This is a genomic window from Pseudomonas sp. CFBP 5748, from assembly GCF_053850495.1.
In genome coordinates, this window is sequence record NZ_JBSPTN010000005.1 from 67,031 (window position 1) to 84,744 (window position 17,714).

The 17,714-nt window shown below is 61.7% G+C and carries 16 protein-coding genes; 8 read left to right on the plus strand and 8 right to left on the minus strand.

Annotated features, from left to right (window positions below; all coding sequences use genetic code 11):
- Nucleotides 1-139 precede the first annotated feature (139 nt).
- Entirely contained in the window at nt 140-592 is a 453-nt protein-coding gene (locus ACWNZ1_RS12885; protein ID WP_135845768.1) for a thiol-disulfide oxidoreductase DCC family protein, read from the plus strand.
- A gap of 8 nt (nt 593-600) precedes the next feature.
- Here the strand turns inward: ACWNZ1_RS12885 and ACWNZ1_RS12890 are convergent, their stop codons facing one another.
- From ACWNZ1_RS12890 to ACWNZ1_RS12900, 3 genes are all read right to left on the minus strand, one after another.
- On the minus strand, nt 601-1,092 hold the full coding sequence (locus ACWNZ1_RS12890) for a DUF2269 family protein (RefSeq protein ID WP_456027675.1): 492 nt from the start codon (nt 1,090-1,092) through the stop codon (nt 601-603).
- A 2-nt stretch (nt 1,093-1,094) separates the two neighbouring features.
- Nucleotides 1,095-2,222, minus strand: a complete 1,128-nt coding sequence (locus ACWNZ1_RS12895) for a saccharopine dehydrogenase family protein (protein ID WP_456027676.1) — start codon at nt 2,220-2,222, stop codon at nt 1,095-1,097.
- Between the two features lie 528 nt (nt 2,223-2,750).
- Nucleotides 2,751-3,938: a XylR family transcriptional regulator gene (locus ACWNZ1_RS12900; protein ID WP_456027677.1), complete on the minus strand. Its 1,188-nt coding sequence runs from the start codon at nt 3,936-3,938 to the stop codon at nt 2,751-2,753.
- Nucleotides 3,939-4,092: 154 nt separating this feature from the next.
- Here ACWNZ1_RS12900 and xylA point away from each other — a divergent pair, with 154 nt between their 5' ends.
- The 4 genes from xylA (at nt 4,093) to ACWNZ1_RS12920 (ending at nt 9,436) form a co-directional block, all read left to right on the plus strand.
- Nucleotides 4,093-5,409, plus strand: a complete 1,317-nt coding sequence (gene xylA, locus ACWNZ1_RS12905; protein ID WP_456027678.1) for a xylose isomerase — start codon at nt 4,093-4,095, stop codon at nt 5,407-5,409.
- 146 nt (nt 5,410-5,555) lie between these two features.
- Entirely contained in the window at nt 5,556-6,557 is a 1,002-nt protein-coding gene (xylF, locus tag ACWNZ1_RS12910; RefSeq protein WP_456027679.1) for a D-xylose ABC transporter substrate-binding protein, read from the plus strand.
- 185 nt (nt 6,558-6,742) lie between these two features.
- Nucleotides 6,743-8,299 carry a D-xylose ABC transporter ATP-binding protein gene (xylG, locus tag ACWNZ1_RS12915; protein ID WP_135845777.1) on the plus strand — a complete coding sequence of 519 codons (1,557 nt, stop codon included), beginning with the start codon at nt 6,743-6,745 and terminating at the stop codon, nt 8,297-8,299.
- Nucleotides 8,300-9,436, plus strand: coding sequence for a sugar ABC transporter permease (locus ACWNZ1_RS12920; RefSeq protein WP_135845778.1), 1,137 nt, complete (start codon nt 8,300-8,302; stop codon nt 9,434-9,436). It abuts the gene before it with no gap.
- A 10-nt stretch (nt 9,437-9,446) separates the two neighbouring features.
- Here the strand turns inward: ACWNZ1_RS12920 and ACWNZ1_RS12925 are convergent, their stop codons facing one another.
- Nucleotides 9,447-10,055, minus strand: a complete 609-nt coding sequence (locus ACWNZ1_RS12925; RefSeq protein WP_135845779.1) for a LysE family translocator — start codon at nt 10,053-10,055, stop codon at nt 9,447-9,449.
- Between the two features lie 107 nt (nt 10,056-10,162).
- Here ACWNZ1_RS12925 and gcvA point away from each other — a divergent pair, with 107 nt between their 5' ends.
- The 3 genes from gcvA (at nt 10,163) to ACWNZ1_RS12940 (ending at nt 12,220) form a co-directional block, all read left to right on the plus strand.
- Complete coding sequence (gcvA, locus tag ACWNZ1_RS12930) at nt 10,163-11,089, plus strand: transcriptional regulator GcvA (protein WP_135845780.1); 927 nt, start codon at nt 10,163-10,165, stop codon at nt 11,087-11,089.
- Between the two features lie 233 nt (nt 11,090-11,322).
- Nucleotides 11,323-11,841 (plus strand): isochorismatase family protein, encoded by a 519-nt coding sequence (locus ACWNZ1_RS12935; protein WP_256453245.1) that lies wholly within the window; start codon nt 11,323-11,325, stop codon nt 11,839-11,841.
- Nucleotides 11,842-11,899: 58 nt separating this feature from the next.
- Nucleotides 11,900-12,220 carry an isochorismate lyase gene (locus ACWNZ1_RS12940; RefSeq protein WP_456027680.1) on the plus strand — a complete coding sequence of 107 codons (321 nt, stop codon included), beginning with the start codon at nt 11,900-11,902 and terminating at the stop codon, nt 12,218-12,220.
- A 45-nt stretch (nt 12,221-12,265) separates the two neighbouring features.
- On the opposite strand, the gene ACWNZ1_RS12945 is transcribed toward ACWNZ1_RS12940, so the two are convergent.
- Genes ACWNZ1_RS12945 through ACWNZ1_RS12960 form a run of 4 tightly spaced genes read right to left on the minus strand, consistent with a single transcriptional unit; the run spans nt 12,266 to nt 17,392 of the window.
- Nucleotides 12,266-12,487 (minus strand): formate dehydrogenase subunit delta, encoded by a 222-nt coding sequence (locus ACWNZ1_RS12945; RefSeq protein WP_135845783.1) that lies wholly within the window; start codon nt 12,485-12,487, stop codon nt 12,266-12,268.
- Nucleotides 12,484-15,360, minus strand: a complete 2,877-nt coding sequence (gene fdhF, locus ACWNZ1_RS12950) for a formate dehydrogenase subunit alpha (RefSeq protein WP_256453246.1) — start codon at nt 15,358-15,360, stop codon at nt 12,484-12,486. Before fdhF ends, ACWNZ1_RS12945 begins: the two co-directional genes overlap by 4 nt.
- The gene (locus ACWNZ1_RS12955; RefSeq protein ID WP_265072116.1) at nt 15,357-16,916 is read right to left on the minus strand and encodes a formate dehydrogenase beta subunit; all 1,560 of its coding nucleotides are present in this window, start codon (nt 16,914-16,916) and stop codon (nt 15,357-15,359) included. The genes fdhF and ACWNZ1_RS12955 overlap by 4 nt, the downstream gene beginning before the upstream one ends.
- Entirely contained in the window at nt 16,910-17,392 is a 483-nt protein-coding gene (locus tag ACWNZ1_RS12960; protein ID WP_135845786.1) for a formate dehydrogenase subunit gamma, read from the minus strand. The genes ACWNZ1_RS12955 and ACWNZ1_RS12960 overlap by 7 nt, the downstream gene beginning before the upstream one ends.
- Nucleotides 17,393-17,714 lie beyond the last annotated feature (322 nt).

Consider the following 17,714-nt stretch of genomic DNA (forward strand, 5'->3'; position numbering starts at 1 on the left):
AACAGAGCACCAATCAAACAATGAACGCGAACACGATATCCCGGGATCATAGGCGCTCCATTCATCCTGGTATAAAGCAGGCTTTCATTCTGGCACACGAGTATCATCCAGGATAACCAAGCCCGCCGGACCCACGCTGATGCCCGCCTCCCAAATCCGATCCTCTGCCGCGCCATTGCTCAAGCCTGGCGAGACCGTGGTCTTGTTCGACGGCGTGTGCAAGCTGTGCAATGGCTGGGCGAGATTTTTGATCCGCCATGACCACGACCGACGCGTCCGGTTGGCCGCCGTACAGTCGCCCGAGGGCCAGGCGCTGCTTGACTGGGCAGGCTTGCCCCTGGATCAATTCGACACCATGGCGGTGATTCGTGACCGGCACTACTGGGTACGTTCGGATGCGTTTTTCGAAGTCGCCGCCCAGTTGCCCGCCCGTTGGCGATCGGTGAAGCTTTTACGCATTTTCCCCCGCGCGCTTCGCGATTGGGCCTATGACCGGGTTGCCTTGAATCGCTATTGGCTCTTCGGAAAATACGACACGTGCCTTCTGCCGGACCCGGATCATGAACGACGTTTCTTGAAGGCGCCCAGCTGATCGCCCTCCTACGCCAACAACCCAACCAATCGCCATGGCGTCATCTTGGTCACCATGATCATCACGATCACAAACATCCCCGAAAATCCGCAGATACCCAACCAGAACCATTTTCTGTACACGGGAAGGTACTGATCATCGAGCGTTTTTCCAGTTTCGACCGCGCTTGACGCCAGCACGAACAACCGCTTCTGCAGCACCAATACCGGCAGCCAAAGCGCCCCCACGCACAGGAAGATGATCAGCGAGGTCATCACCCATTCGGTGGTCAGGGGAAGCCCGGCGAGCGTCAGCAGCAGGTAGCCCGTGATGATCTGAATAAAGCCGGCCGGCGTGGTAATCCAGGTGTCGAACCGTACGACCGCCCTGGCCACGTGCGCGATCACTTGAGGGTTGGCCGTGCGGCCGGCGGCGATCAGGTACAGGTAGGAGCCCATGCCGAATCCGAACAGGAAAACAGCGGCGATGACGTGGATGTATTTCAGGCACAGATAGAGCATGGTCAGCCCTGCTCGTCAGAAAAGTGCACGGACAGGCTCAGGTTTTCCGGATCGTTGATCGCGGCCATGTATTCGTCGACGGTGATTTCGCCGACGCACGCGCGGGCACCGGGTGCGGGCAAGTAGCCCTGGGCGAGTTTCGCAGCCAAGGCAACGGCAGCGCAGCTGGGGATTTCCGGGCCCTTGTCATTCAAGGCCGTGAGCTGCGCCGTCATGAACAACGGTTTTCCTTCAAGCCCGATGCCTCGGACATCGATGTACATCGCGCTTTTGCCATCGCCGAATCGCTCGAACCACAGCCCCCAGCGATGAAGCCTTGCGGCCCAGGGGGCATGGTCACGGACGATGCCTTTGCGCAGTGCCTGGGCCAGCAGGTAGTTGGCCACGCCGCCGAGCTTAAGGCCTGAACCGGCCTTGAAACTCAGGGTCTGGGCGCCATAGCGGCCGGCAAAGATATCCATGTCCGGCACGTCGACATTGGCCAGCAGCCGAGTGCCCATGTGCTGCATTTTGCGCAGTTCAAGATCCTGCCAGCCCAACACCTCATGCACCTGGCCGTTCCTGAGCTGCTTGATCGGCTTGCCGGCGTAGGCCAGGACGCCTTCGACGGTGGACAGTCCGGGCATCTTGGCCGAAGAGGAAATACCATGTTCGATCGAGTCGATGCGTTTAAAGCGATAGCGCTGCTGATCGATGATCGCGGCCGATAGCGTCGGCACTGAACTGCAACCACTGAGGATCGCCACGCCCGCCTGTTTTGCCCGGGCATCGAGAGCGCCAATGCCAGTGACGAAGGCCCTGGAATCGGACAGGTCACAGTAGTTCACGCCCGCGTCGATACAACTCTCAGCCACTGCATAGGATTGCCCCTGAAACGGCCCGCCGGTGTGGATGACCAACTGAATGTTCATCGAGCCCAGCACGGATTTGAACTCAGGCCCCATGGCATCGCCGCACCAGCTGTCGCAGACCGTGCCCGATTGGGTGTTCAACTCAGCGACTTTGCGCAGCAACTTCTTGGGATCACGGCCCGAGAGCACCAGCTCTATACCTGGCATCACCGCCAAATGCCTGCAAACAATGCTGCCGAAATTGCCATACCCACCGACCACCAACACCCTGAACGCCATTCAATGCTTCCCTAATAAGTCGATGAGCCAGCGCCGTCGCCGCAGCCCAAAAGGCACAAGCCCTAATGCCGGACATTTAAGCCAACACAGAACTGTTTGGCGAGGGATTTATCCCACTGTTGGAACAAGGCTGAACGCGATGGCAGTGGGTCTGTTTGCATCCATGTTGAATGTGCTGCCGTCATCGCGAGCAAGCTCGGCTCCCACACTGGTTCCAGGCTGTTCGCAGATCCTGCGTACGCCACAACCCCCTGTGGGAGCGAGCTTGCTCGCGATGGCGGTGGGGCTGCTTACATCCATGTTGAAAGTGCTGTCGTTATCGCGAGCAAGCTCGGCTCCCACACTGGCTCCAGGCTGGTCGCAAATCCTGCGTACACCCCCCCCTGTGGGAGCTGAGCTTGCTCGCGATGGCGGTGGGGCTGCTTGCATCCATGTTGAGTGTGCCGACTCAATCGCGAGCAAGCTTTGCTCCCACCAAGCGTGCTCCCACACAACGGGGATAAATCCCCTCGCCACAAGGGCGGTGGGTCAGTAAGTCGCTGCGTTAGCGCCCTGCTGATATTCCCGAGGCGTGCAGCCAAATTCGCGGCGGAACACTGTGTGCAGGTACTGCGCCGACTTGAAGCCGCAATTCTGCGCAATGTCGGCAATTGGCGAATCAGTGTTTTCCAGTCCGCTGGCGGCCGCCGCCAGTTTGAAGCGCAGGATCTCGTCGTGGACGCTGCAGCCCCGTTCCTTGCGAAAGTGCGATTCCAGCGATGATCGCGACACTCCCACATAGGCCGCCACCTGGGCAGTCTTGATGCCCTGGCAGGCGTATTGGCGGATGAACAGCAGCGCCTGCATGACATAGGGATTGCCCAACGGTTGATGCAGGCTCGAGGCTTGCACGTTGATCGCATCGGGGGGAATCAGCACCTGTGTACCCGTGGACGGCATGCCGTGCAGCATTTGATGAAGCAGGCGCGCGGCGGTGCGGCCCATGGTTTCGGTGCCTTGGATTACCGAACTCAGCGGCACTCGCGTCAGGCTGCGGGTCAGCGGGTCGTTGTCGATGCCGATCAACGCCACCTGCTCGGGCACGGCGATGCCGGCGGTCAGGCAGGCTTGCAGCAGTTGCCTAGCGCGCGCGTCGCTGACGGCGATGATGCCGATGGGTTTGGGCAGGCTTTGCAGCCAGGCGATCTGTTGTTCGACGGCACTGTCCCACAGCGGCGCGCTGGTGCCCATGCCGCGATAGACCTCGACGTGCAGACCATCGCGCTGCAGCAGTCGGCGAAAAGCTTTTTCCCGTTCCTGGGCCCAGCGATTGGTTTGTGCTTCCGGCAGGCTGAAGCAGGCAAAGCGTGTCAAGCCGGCCTCGATCAGGTGCTCGTAGGCCAATTTCATCAGCGCATCATTGTCAGTGGCGACATAGGGAATGCCCTTGGGGTACGCGCGGGCATCCTGATAAGACCCGCCCACCGCCACCACCGGCAACTTGATCCCGGCCAGCGCCTCGCCAATCAGCGGGTCGTCGAAGTCGGCAATGATCCCGTCGCCCTGCCAGCGCTCGATCCCTTTCAAGCGACAGAGAAAATCCTCCTCGAGGAACAAATCCCAGGACGCGCGGGTGCTGCTCAGGTAATTGCCGATACCGCTGATGATGCCGCGGTCGTAGATCTTGCTGCCGTTGAACAACAGTGCAATGCGGTGGACGGGCGGGACGGTTTTCATTGTTTTTACCCTGGACCAGTGAACACAGACTAGGCGCGCAATCAACGAATCTCAATACTCAAAATCGAACGACCTGTTGGTGATTTTCATAATCAGCAGCCACAGGCCCGGCGTTAGTATCGAGACACCGCCAAGAATAAAAAGGAAATCGCCCATGCCGTACTTCCCCGGTGTCGACAAGATTCGCTATGAAGGCGCCGCCAGCGCCTCGTCCCTCGCCTTCCGCCACTACGATGCCGACAAGCTGGTGCTCGGCAAACCCATGCGCGAGCACCTGCGCATGGCGGTTTGTTACTGGCATACCTTCGTCTGGCCGGGCTCCGATGTGTTCGGCGCCGGCACCTTCAAGCGCCCGTGGCAGCGCAGCGGGGATCCGCTGGAGTTGGCCATCGGCAAGGCCGAAGCGGCTTTCGAGTTCTTCTCCAAACTGGGCATCGACTACTACTGCTTCCACGACACCGATGTCGCCCCGGAAGGCAATTCGCTGAAGGACTACCGTAACAACTTCGCCCAGATGGTCGACCACCTGGAGCGCCATCAGGAGCAGGCCGGGATCAAGCTGTTGTGGGGCACCGCCAACTGTTTCAGCAACCCGCGTTTTGCCGCCGGCGCCGCCAGTAACCCGGACCCGGAAGTGTTCGCCTGTGCCGCCGCCCAGGTGTTCAGCGCCATGAACGCCACCCAACGGCTCAAAGGCTCCAATTACGTGTTGTGGGGCGGTCGCGAAGGTTACGAAACCCTGCTCAACACCGACTTGAAGCGCGAGCGCGAACAACTGGGCCGCTTCATGCAAATGGTGGTCGAGCACAAGCACAAGATCGGCTTCAAGGGCGACCTGCTGATCGAGCCCAAGCCCCAGGAGCCGACCAAGCACCAATACGATTACGACAGCGCCACGGTGTTCGGCTTCCTGCAACAGTACGGCCTGGAGAACGAGATCAAGGTCAACATCGAGGCCAACCACGCGACCCTGGCCGGGCACAGCTTCCATCACGAGATCGCCACGGCGGTGTCGCTGGGGATCTTCGGCAGCATCGACGCCAACCGTGGCGATCCGCAGAACGGCTGGGACACCGACCAGTTCCCCAATAGCGTCGAGGAAATGACCCTGGCCACCTACGAGATCCTCAAGGCCGGCGGTTTCACTAACGGTGGGTTCAACTTCGACTCCAAGGTCCGCCGCCAGAGCGTCGACGACGTCGACCTGTTCCACGGCCACGTCGCCGCCATGGACGTCCTCGCCCTGGCCCTGGAACGCGCGGCGACCATGGTGCAGAACGATCAACTGCAGCAATTCAAGGACCAACGCTACGCCGGCTGGCAGCAGCCATTCGGCCAGGCAGTGCTGGCGGGTGAGTTCAGCCTCGCGTCACTGGCTGAGCATGCCTTCAATAACGAACTCAATCCCCAGGCTGTCAGCGGTCGACAGGAGATGCTGGAAAACGTGGTCAACCGGTTTATCTACCCCTGACAACAGGCGGCGTCCGCAACGCAGAGGCTGTTACATTCTCGCGACAAATCTCTGCACGCGGCGCCCGGTGAGTCTCTACAGTTCTATCCGCACCACGCTCATCGTCAGGCAGTGTCTTTCAAACAACAATAAAAGGACGCACCACCATGAAAAAGCTACAACGCACGTTACTCGCCGGCGCCCTGGCCCTGCTCTCGCTGCCGGTCATGGCCGATGCGGCCCACCCCAAGATCGGTTTTTCCATCGATGACCTGCGTCTGGAACGCTGGTCGCGGGACCGTGACTACTTCGTCGCCGCAGCGGAAAAACTCGACGCCAAGGTCTTCGTGCAGTCGGCCGACGCCAACGAGCAGAAGCAGATATCCCAGATCGAAAACCTCATTTCCCGTGGCGTCGATGTGATCGTCATCGTGCCGTTCAACGCCACCGTGCTGACCAACGCCGTCGCCGAAGCCAAGAAGGCCGGGATCAAGGTGGTGTCCTATGACCGCCTGATCCTCAATGCCGACATCGACGCCTACATCTCCTTCGATAACGAAAAAGTCGGCGAGATGCAGGCCAGTGGCGTGTTGAAAGCGGCGCCCAAGGGCAACTACTTCTTGCTCGGTGGCGCGCCAACGGACAACAACGCCAAGGTCCTGCGCGAAGGCCAGATGAAGGTGCTGCAACCGGCCATCGACAAGGGTGATATCAAGATTGTCGGTCAACAGTGGGTGAAGGAATGGAACCCCACCGAAGCCCTGAGCATCGTTGAAAACGCCCTGACCCGCAACGACAACAAAATCGATGGCATCGTCGCCTCCAACGATGCCACCGCTGGCGGCGCGATCCAGGCCCTGGCGGCGCAGAAAATGGCCGGTAAGGTGCCGATCTCGGGGCAGGACGCCGACCTGGCAGCGGTCAAGCGGGTGATCGATGGCACCCAGACCATGACGGTCTACAAGCCGCTGAAACTGATCGCCTCGGAAGCCGCCAAGCTCTCGGTGCAACTGGCGCGTAACGAGAAACCCAGCTACAGCTCGCAATACGACAATGGCAGCAAAAAAGTCGACACCATCCTGCTCACCCCGACACCGCTGACCAAGGACAACATCGACTTGCTGGAAAAGGATGGGTTCTACACCAAGGCGCAGATCGCCGGGCAGTGATTTCTGTAGGAGCGGGCTTGCTCGCGAAAGCGGTGGGTCAGTCAACATCAATGCAGACTGATGCACCGCTTTCGCGAGCAAGCCCGCTCCCACAGGGACTTTGCCTGACTCTGGCATTAGGGTGCGCCTGGCCCCCGGCCATCCCCACCTGCTTATGTGTGAGCCCTTTTCTATGAGCCCTCGCCATGTCCGATTACCTGCTGCAAATGAATGGCATCGTCAAAACCTTCAGCGGTGTCAAAGCCCTGAACGGCATCGACATCAAGGTCCGGCCGGGTGAATGCGTCGGCCTGTGCGGCGAGAACGGCGCCGGTAAATCCACGCTGATGAAAGTCCTCTCGGCGGTCTACCCCTACGGCACCTGGGACGGTGAAATCCTCTGGGACGGCCAGCCGCTCAAGGCGCAGTCCATCAGCGAAACCGAAGCCGCCGGGATCGTCATCATTCACCAGGAACTGACCCTGGTCCCCGACCTGTCGGTCGCCGAAAACATCTTCATGGGCCACGAGCTGACGCTGCCCGGCGGGCGCATGAACTACCCGGCGATGATCCACCGCGCCGAGGCCCTGATGCGTGAACTCAAAGTGCCGGACATGAACGTCTCGCTACCGGTTTCCCAGTACGGTGGTGGCTACCAGCAACTGGTGGAAATTGCCAAGGCGCTGAACAAGCAAGCGCGGCTGCTGATCCTCGATGAGCCCTCCTCGGCCCTGACCCGTTCGGAAATCGAGGTGCTGCTGGACATCATCCGCGACCTCAAGGCCAAGGGCGTTGCCTGCGTGTACATCTCCCACAAGCTCGATGAAGTGGCCGCCGTGTGCGACACCATTTCGGTGATCCGCGATGGCAAACACATCGCCACCACCGCCATGACCGAGATGGATATTCCGAAGATCATCACCCAGATGGTCGGACGGGAAATGAGCAACCTCTACCCCACCGAACCCCATGACATCGGCGAGGTGATATTCGAGGCGCGCCACGTCACCTGCTACGACGTCGACAACCCCAAGCGCAAACGGGTCGACGACATTTCCTTCTCTCTCAAGCGCGGGGAAATCCTCGGCATCGCCGGGCTGGTCGGCGCCGGTCGCACCGAGCTAGTGTCGGCACTGTTCGGCGCCTATCCCGGCCGCTACGAAGGCGAAGTCTGGCTCAACGGCCAACAGGTCGATACGCGCACACCGCTCAAGTCGATCCGCGCCGGCCTGTGCATGGTCCCTGAGGACCGCAAGCGCCAAGGCATCATTCCGGACCTGGGAGTTGGCCAGAACATCACCCTGGCCGTGCTGGACAACTACTCGAAAATGACTCGGATCGACGCCGAAGCCGAACTGGGCAGCATCGACAAGGAAATCTCGCGCATGCACCTCAAGACCGCGAGCCCGTTCCTGCCGATCACCAGCCTTTCCGGCGGCAACCAGCAAAAAGCCGTGCTGGCGAAGATGCTGCTGACCAAACCCCGCGTGTTGATCCTCGACGAGCCGACCCGCGGCGTGGATGTCGGCGCCAAATATGAAATCTACAAGCTGATGGGCGCGCTGGCGGCCGAAGGCGTGTCGATCATCATGGTCTCCTCGGAACTGGCCGAAGTGCTGGGGGTATCCGACCGCGTGCTGGTGATCGGCGAAGGCCAGTTGCGCGGCGACTTCATCAACCACGAACTCACCCAGGAACAGGTGCTCGCCGCCGCACTCAGCCAGCCCGATGGCCATAACAATAATGATCGGAAGTCCGCGTAGATGAATCAGGTCAAACAACTCTTCAGCCGCTACAAAATGCTCGCCCTGGTGATCGCCGTGGCGGTGATCTGGCTGTTCTTCAGCTGGCAGACCGACGGCGGGTTCCTGACCCCGCGCAACCTCTCCAACCTGCTGCGGCAGATGTCCATCACCGGGATCCTGGCCTGCGGCATGGTGCTGGTGATCATCAGCGGCGAGATCGATTTGTCGGTGGGTTCATTGCTTGGGCTGCTCGGTGGCCTGGCGGCGATTCTCGACGTGGTCTATCACATCCCGTTGCTGGCGAACCTGAGCCTGGTCGCCTTGTGCGGTTTGGTGATTGGCTTGGGCAACGGCTACATGACCGCCTACCTGCGTATCCCGTCGTTCATTGTCGGCCTGGGCGGCATGCTCGCCTTTCGCGGCATTCTGCTGGGGGTGACCGGCGGCACCACCATTGCCCCGGTATCGCCGGAGCTGGTCTACGTCGGCCAGGGTTATTTGCCGCACACAGTCGGGACCGGGCTGGGTGTGCTGCTGTTCGCCTTGACCCTGTTCCTGACCTGGAAACAGCGGCGCAATCGTGCCCTGCATGGCCTGGCGGCGCATTCACTGGTGCGTGACGTATTGCGCGTGGTGCTGATCGGCGCGGTGCTGGCCGGCTTCGTCTATACCCTCAACAGCTACGACGGCATCCCGGTGCCGGTGCTGCTCTTGTTGGTCCTGCTGGGGGTGTTCAGCTACGTCACCAGCCAGACCGTGTTCGGCCGCCGCGTCTACTCGGTGGGCAGCAACATGGAAGCCACGCGCCTGTCGGGCATCAACGTGCAAGCGGTGAAACTGTGGATCTTTGGCATCATGGGCGTGATGTGCGCCCTCGCCGGCATGGTCAACACCGCGCGCCTGGCCGCCGGCTCGCCCTCGGCCGGCAACATGGGCGAACTCGATGCCATCGCCGCCTGCTTCATCGGCGGCACCTCCATGCGCGGCGGCTCCGGCACCGTCTACGGCGCACTCCTCGGCGCGCTGGTCATCACCAGCCTGGACAACGGCATGTCCATGCTCGACGTCGACAGCTATTGGCAGATGATCGTCAAAGGCAGCATTCTGGTGTTGGCGGTTTGGGTGGATGTGAGTACGCGCACGGGACGGCGTTGACTTGTATGCGTCACTTGCTGGCAGAAGCCATCAGCACGCCAAATCCGAGGAAGGTGATACCCGACAGCTTGCCGACAATCCTCGCGCCCTTGTTAGTGGAGAGCCAGCCTCTTGCGGCTTGGGCCGTCAGGGCATAACCGGAATGCACCAAGACCACGAGCAAACTGTAGGACGACACCAGCAAGAAGAACTGGCTGTAGTAGTCACCCGCCGGCCTGATGAACTGGGGAAAGACAGCCAGGAAGAAGAACCCCGCCTTGGGGTTGAGCAACTGGATTGACAACGCTTCGATAAATCGTCGCCAAGGACGCGGCGACGTGGCGTTGAGTTCGGGAATAAAACGCTGGGTACGCCACATCTTGATGCCCAGGTACAACAAGTACAGGGCACCGATGTATTTGAGCAGCGTGAAGGCTGTTGCCGAGGCGGCCAGGATCAATCCCAGGCTACTGGCGCAAATGCCCGCCACGATAAAAGCGCCCAAGGCGATCCCGAAGATGCCCGGCAGCGCACCGTTCCAGCCATGACGCAAGGCATTGGAGATCGTCAGCACCACGCCGGGGCCCGGGCTGAGCACCGTCAGGGTCGCCAGAATCAGAAAAAGTCCGTAACTGGCCATTAATCACTCCACATTGAAGGGCGCATTGATTCGGCCTGCAGATTGACGTGGCCCCCCAACGCTGACAAACGCTTTAATTGCACCTCATATGTGACTAAATTAGACACATGATTGCCAACCTCCCCCCGTTGAACGCCGTCCGCGCCTTCGCCGCTGCCGCTCGCCACCAGAGTTTCAGCCGCGCAGCCGAGGAGCTGCACGTCAGCCACAGTGCCGTCAGCCGGCACGTAAAGTTGCTCGAAGAGCGCTTGGGCGTGCCGCTGTTCGAACGTCGAACCCGCCAGTCCTTGCTCACTCCTGCCGGTCGGATTTTCTACGAGCAGGTCAGCGAGGCACTGACCCAGATCGCCAACGCCGCCACCGCACTGACTCGCAGTGCTGCCCAGCGCAGAGTGACCATTAACGTACGCCCCTCCTTCGCGGTGCGTTGGCTGATCCCACGGTTGCCCGATTTCATGGCGCGCCATCCGGACATCAAGCCTGACGTCGCCACCAGCACGCGGCCTCCCGATCCATCACGGGAACCGTTCGACGTGGTCATCCGTCGCGGGCACGCCGGCTGGTCGCCCTATGTACAGCCCACGGTGTTGCTGGAAGACGACCTGCTGCTGGTCGCCGCACCGTCGTTGCTGCAAAGCATGCCATTGGAAAACGTCCACGACCTGGCCCGGCACACCTTGTTGTCGGGCAGGACACGCAGCAGCGATTGGCAAGATTGGGTGGAGCACGCGGGGATCGATCCATTGAACAACCTGCCGCCGCTGCAATTCGATCACATGCACCTCGTGCTGCAAGCCGCCGTCGATGGCCTGGGCGTGGCGTTGTGTCCGGCTTCGCTGCTGGGCAGGGATTTGTCCAACGGGCGCCTGACCTGTCCACTGCCGTCGTTGCGTCTGCCGTTAGCCCGCTATTACTACGGGGTTTCCGGGGATGCGGTGGCTGAGACGCAGGTTTTTGTTGATTGGTTGCTGACCCATTGTGGGAGCGAGCTTGCTCGCGATGGCGGCGGCAGAACCAACATCTGCGCAAACTGACGGACCGCTTTCGCAAGCAAGCTGACATACCCACTTGCCAAACCTGACGGCCGGACGTTAGTGTCAGCACCATGAACCTGCCACAGTTTGCCTCGACCACCACGACCACGACCGCCAAGGCGGGTCGTGAGGTGTCGTGAGCCAATAACACACGTATCCCAAAGGCCCGCCAGTGATGGTAAGGGCCTTTTCTTTTGCCCTTGTGTCACTGGCCCAAACGCAAGGAAAGCACGATGCATGCTCTGTTGATTCTCGATATGCAGGTCGGGTTGTTTCATGGCCCGGAAAAACCCTGGGCCGGCGAAGCGCTGCTGGACACTTTGAATGGCTTGCTGCTCAAGGCCCGGAGGGCTGGAGCACCGATTTTCCTGGCGCGCCACGTCGGCCCACCTGGCTCGCCCATCGAACCAGGGAGTCCGTTGACGCAATTGGTGCAAGAGCTACGACTGGAAGGCGACGAGGTCATCTTCGAAAAAAGCCGCCCCAACGCTTTTGCCATGACAGACCTGGCCAATCGCTTGAAAGCCTGTGGCGCAGAAGGCGTGGTTATCACCGGCATGAAGACCCAGTATTGTGTCGACAGCACCTGCCGTGCGGCCCGGGACTTGGGTTTCGATGCGGTGTTGATCGCCGACGGCCATACTTGCGCCGACACCTCTGAATTGACGGCAGAAATGATCATCGCCCATCACAATACAACCCTGGCTGGCCCCTTCTGCCGAGTCGTTTACGCTGAAGAGTGGAGTTTCTAATCCATAGCAGAGGATCGGCTCAAACTGGGCCGTTCCTCTTCCACAAGGAGTGACCTACATGGAAACCCACCCTCCGTTGCAACCCTCGGAATGCGCAGGCATGGAGGATATCCGGCGCGAAGTCGATGCCCTCGACCTGGCCATTATCAAGCTGTTGGGCAAGCGCCTTGGCTACGTGCAGGCGGCCTCGAAATTCAAGACCTCGGCGACTGCAGTGCAGGCTCCGGAGCGTTTCAAGGCCATGCTCGGGACACGACGCGAGTGGGCTAAGGCCGAAGGCCTGAACCCAGATGTCATCGAAAAGATGTACAGCGACCTGGTGACTCACTTCATTGCTGAAGAGATGAAGCAGTGGACGGCTCATCAATCCGACACCTGAGCCGCCACTCTTCCTCACCACGGGGGCGCGTGCCCCCATGGCTCACTAGGCACTCACTTGCGACTCTGTCAGCGCCGCCAGCACCAGTGGGTGCAGGACCGCGTCAGGGTGTGTTGTCTGCCAAGCCATCAACTCGCGGCGCATGCCCGGCGTCCAGAAGCTCTTCATATGCTGCCGTACCCCATTGACGGCCAGTGTGTGGTCCGGTTCGCTGGCGAAGTACTGCGCGATCTGGTTGGCCATTTTGATCAGGCTTTCAGAGCTCATCGACGCACCTCGGCTTTCTCGGCATGGCGACGTTCCCTCAGCAGACGCCCTTGCTCATCACTGAACGCCTGGTAGCGTTTCTGCCATTCCGAAGGCTGGCTGACTCGCACGATCTCGACCGCCGTCACCTTGTATTCCGGGCAGTTGGTGGCCCAGTCGGAGTTGTCGGTGGTAATCACGTTGGCACCCGATTCAGGGAAGTGGAAGGTGGTGTAAACCACGCCCGGCGCCACCCGTTCGGTCACCTTCGCACGCAGCACCGTCTGCCCGGCACGACTGCCGATACCCACCCAGTCTTCGTCGACGATCCCGCGGTTCTCGGCGTCGGTTGGGTGAATCTCCAACCGGTCCTCCTCGTGCCAGGCCACGTTGTCGGTACGCCGGGTCTGCGCGCCGACGTTGTATTGGCTGAGGATGCGCCCGGTGGTCAGCAACAGCGGATAGCGGTTGTTGACCTTCTCTTCGGTGGGCACATAGCCGGTGAGCATGAAGCGCCCTTTACCGCGCACGAACTGATCGATGTGCATGGTCGGCGTACCGTCCGGCGCAGCATCGTTGCACGGCCATTGCAGGCTGCCATGACGCTCCAGTTCGGCGTAGCTGACGCGGCTGAACGTCGGCGTCAGGCTAGCGATTTCATCCATGATTTCCGAGGGGTGGTTGTAGTGCATCTTGTAGCCCAAGGCATCGGCCAGGGCGATGGTGGCTTCCCAGTCGGCCTTGCCGGCCAACGGGTCCATGACCTTGCGAACCCGGGAGATGCGGCGTTCGGCGTTGGTAAAGGTGCCGTCCTTCTCCAGGAACGAGCTGCCCGGCAGGAACACGTGGGCGAACTTGGCCGTCTCGTTGAGGAAGATGTCCTGCACCACCACGCACTCCATGGCGCTCAGGGCGGCAGTCACGTGCTGGGTGTTGGGGTCGCTTTGGGCAATGTCCTCACCCTGGCAATACAGCGCCTTGAAAGTGCCGTCCAGGGCGGCCTCGAACATGTTCGGAATGCGCAGGCCCGGATCAGGTTGCAAGGTCACGTTCCACGCCTGTTCGAACTGGGCGCGCACCGTTTCGTTGGAAATGTGCCGATAGCCCGGCAGCTCGTGGGGGAACGAGCCCATGTCGCAGGAACCCTGCACGTTGTTCTGCCCGCGCAACGGGTTCACCCCGACACCCTCGCGGCCGATGTTGCCGGTGACCATTGCCAGGTTGGCGATGCCCATCACCGAGGTACTGCCCTGGCTGTGCTCGGTGACACCGAGGCCATAGTAGATGGCCGCGTTGCCGCCGGTGGCGTAGAGCCGTGCAGCGGCGCGTATCTGCTCGGCGGGCACACCGCACACCGGGCCGAGCACTTCAGGAGAGTTCTCCGCCAGGCTGACGAAATCGCGCCAGCGCGCAAAGTCCGCCACCTCGCAGCGCTCCTCGACGAAAGCCTGATCCACCAGCCCTTCGCTGACAATCACATGGGCCAGTGCGTTGAGCATCGCCACGTTGGTGCCCGGACGCAGTTGCAAGTGCAAGTCGGCGCGGGCGTGGGGCGAATCCACCAGGTCGATACGGCGCGGGTCGATGACAATCAGCCGTGCGCCCTGACGCAGGCGCCGCTTGAGCTGGGAGCCGAATACCGGGTGCGCATCGGTGGGGTTGGCGCCCATTACCAGGATGACGTCGGCCTTCATCACCGAGTCGAAATTCTGGGTACCGGCAGATTCGCCGAGGGTTTGCTTGAGGCCGTAACCGGTCGGCGAATGGCAAACGCGGGCACAGGTGTCGACGTTGTTGTTGCCAAACGCGGTGCGCACCAGTTTCTGCACCAGATAGGTTTCTTCGTTGGTGCAACGGCTGGAGGTGATGCCGCCGATGGAGTCGCGTCCGTACTTCAGCTGGATGCGCCGCAGCTCGCTGGCGGCGTAAGTCACCGCCTCTTCCCAGCTGACTTCTTGCCACGGGTCGCTGATGTGCTTGCGGATCATCGGCTTGGTGATGCGGTCCGGGTGAGTCGCGTAGCCCCAGGCGAAACGGCCCTTGACGCAGGAGTGGCCATGGTTGGCCTGACCGTTTTTGTCCGGGACCATGCGCACCAGTTGCTCGCCTTTCATTTCGGCGCGGAACGAACAACCCACGCCGCAGTAGGCACACGTGGTGATGACGCTGCGCTCCGGCTGGCCGATCTGCACGACACTCTTGTCGATCAGCGTCGCGGTCGGGCACGCCTGCACGCAAGCGCCGCAGGAGACGCATTCGGAGTCGAGGAAATTGTCACCGCCGGCCGCTGCCACACGGGAGTCGAAACCGCGCCCGGTGATGGTCAGGGCGAAAGTGCCCTGGATTTCCTCGCAAGCGCGCACGCAACGGTTGCAGACGATGCACTTGCTCGGGTCGTATTCAAAATAGGGGTTGGAAACGTCCTTGGCTTCAGCCAGGTGATTGGCGCCTTCGTAGCCGTAGCGCACTTCGCGAAGGCCCACCTGCCCCGCCACGGTCTGCAACTCGCAATTGCCGTTGGCCGCGCACGTCAGGCAGTCCAGCGGGTGGTCGGAGATGTACAGCTCCATCACGTTGCGCCGCAGATCGGCGAGCTTGGAGGTCTGGGTGCGCACCACCATGCCCTCGGTCACTGGCGTGGTGCAGGAGGCCGGATAGCCGCGCATGCCGTCGATCTCCACCAGGCACATGCGGCAGGAGCCGAACGCCTCCAGGCTGTCGGTGGCACAGAGTTTCGGGATGGTGGTGCCGAGCAACGCTGCGGCGCGCATCACCGAGGTGCCGGAGGCGACGCTGATTTCGCGCCCGTCGATGGTCAGGCTGACCTGCACGTCGCTCTCACGAGCCGGGGTGCCGAGGTCGATATCGCTGCTGGGGTCGAAGATGTTGATCATTGGTCGGCCTCCGTGGTCGCCAGACCGAAGTCGGCGGGGAAATACTTCAGGGCACTGGCGACCGGATAGGAAGTCATCCCACCGAGGGCACAGAGCGAGCCGTATTGCAGGGTGTCGCAGAGATCCTTGAGCAGCAGGACCTGTTCCTCACGGGCAGCGGCGTCGGTGCTGGCCATCAAGCGGTCCACCGCTTCGACGCCACGGGTAGAACCTATCCGGCAGGGCGTGCACTTGCCGCACGACTCTTCGGCGCAGAACTGAAAGGCGAAACGGGCCATGTGGGCCATGTCCAGAGTGTCGTCGGCGACCACCACACCACCGTGGCCGAGCATCGCGCCCATGGCGGCGAACGCCTCGTAGTCCAGCGGTGTATCGAATTGCGCCGGAGGCACCCAGGCACCCAACGGTCCGCCGACTTGCGCGGCTTTCAGCGGTCGACCGCTGGCGGTTCCGCCACCATAGCCTTCCACCAACTCGCGCAGGCTCAGGCCGAAAGCGCGCTCCACCAGGCCGCCGTGACGGACGTTGCCGGCCAGTTGGAACGGCATCGTGCCCAGGGAACGACCCATGCCGAAGTCGCGGTAGAACTGCGCGCCCTTCTCCATGATCACCGGCACCGAGGCCAGGGTCACCACGTTGTGAACCAGCGTAGGCAGCCCGAACAGGCCTTGAATGGCGGGCAACGGTGGCTTGGCGCGAACCGTGCCGCGCTTGCCCTCGAGGGATTCGAGCAGTGCGGTTTCTTCGCCACAGATATAGGCGCCGGCACCCACGCGAACGTCAATATCGAAGGCGCAGCCGCTACCGCTCACGTTCGCGCCGAGATAACCGGCGTCACGGGCGATGCGCAAGGCATCGTTCAAAGTACTGATGGCGTCCGGGTATTCCGAACGCACGTAGATGTAACCCATCGTCGCGCCTACGGCGATACCGGCGATGATCATGCCTTCGATCAGCAGGAAGGGGTCGCCTTCCATCAGCATGCGGTCGGCGAAGGTGCCGGAGTCGCCCTCATCGGCATTACAGACCACATACTTCTGTGGCCCCACGGCATCGCGCACGGTGCGCCACTTGATGCCCGCCGGGAACGCCGCACCGCCCCGGCCACGCAGGCCGGAATCGAGCACGCTGGCGACCACCTCCGCACCGTCCATCTGGATAGCCCGAGCCAGGCCCAGAAAGCCGCCCTGGGCTCGGTAATCGTCCAGGGACAACGGCTGGGTAATGCCGGCGCGGGCGAACAGCAGACGCTGCTGACTCTTGAGATAGGGAATTTCCTCCACCGGCCCCAAGGCCAACGGGTGGCTGGCCGGATCGCCGATCAGGGCGTCCAGCAGGCTTGGCACGTCTTGCGGCGTAACGGGACCGAAACCGAGCCGGACGCCAGCGCTTTCCAGCTCCACCAGCGGCTCCAGCCAATAGAGGCCACGGGAAGAGGTGCGGCGCAGGTCCAGCGGCAGTTGCCGACGTTCGGCCTCACGCACCAGCGCAACGGCCACCTTGTCCGCGCCCACGGCACGGGCCACCGAATCGCGAGGGATATAGAGCGTCAGCATGCCCCATCCTCCATGCAGCCATTCACCAGCTCGCGCAGGCGTTCGGGCGTGAGCCGGGCATGCAGCTCACCGTCCAGCTCCAGGGCTGGCGAGCAGACGCAAGCGCCCAGGCAATACACCGGCCGCAAGCTGATGCTGCCATCGGCACTGGTGCCATGGTCATCCAATGCCAGTTGCTCGCGCAACTGCGCAGCCAGGCGCTCGGCGCCCATGCTCTGACACGACTCGGCCCGGCACAGGCGCAGGGTATGGCGTGCGGGCGGCGTGGTGCGGAAGTCATGGTAGAAGCTGATTACGCCGCGCACTTCAGCCTGGCTGAGGTTGAGGGCATGGGCGATTTCCGGGACGGCGACGTCGGGGACGTACCCGCAGCCTTCCTGGATGGCGTGGAGAATCGGCAACAAGGCACCGGGGGTGTCCTTTTCGCGCGCCAATACGCTGTGAATCAGAGGCAGGTGAAGCGTCTCATCGGGCATAAAATACCTCGGCATCTCGAACGCTACCGCTATAGCGGCAGCCGTCCGGAGTCTTGGCTGCGGCGTCCGGCCCACGTCACGGTAGCGTGGCACATCCGATCGCCATTCTCGCTCTCCGGCCAGGTGTCTTTGGCGCACCTGGTCCGGGGCATCCTCACAGCTTGCCACTCCCGGGGGTTGGCGATTGCACGTGGACGACTAAACGTGTCCTGAAAGCGACTTGGGGTGAAAAGTCGTCCTGCGCGCGACGGAACGAAATTCACTACTGATTGTAGGCTACCTACAGGGCGATGACGGGGTGCTTTCGGCCAAGCGCATTCGG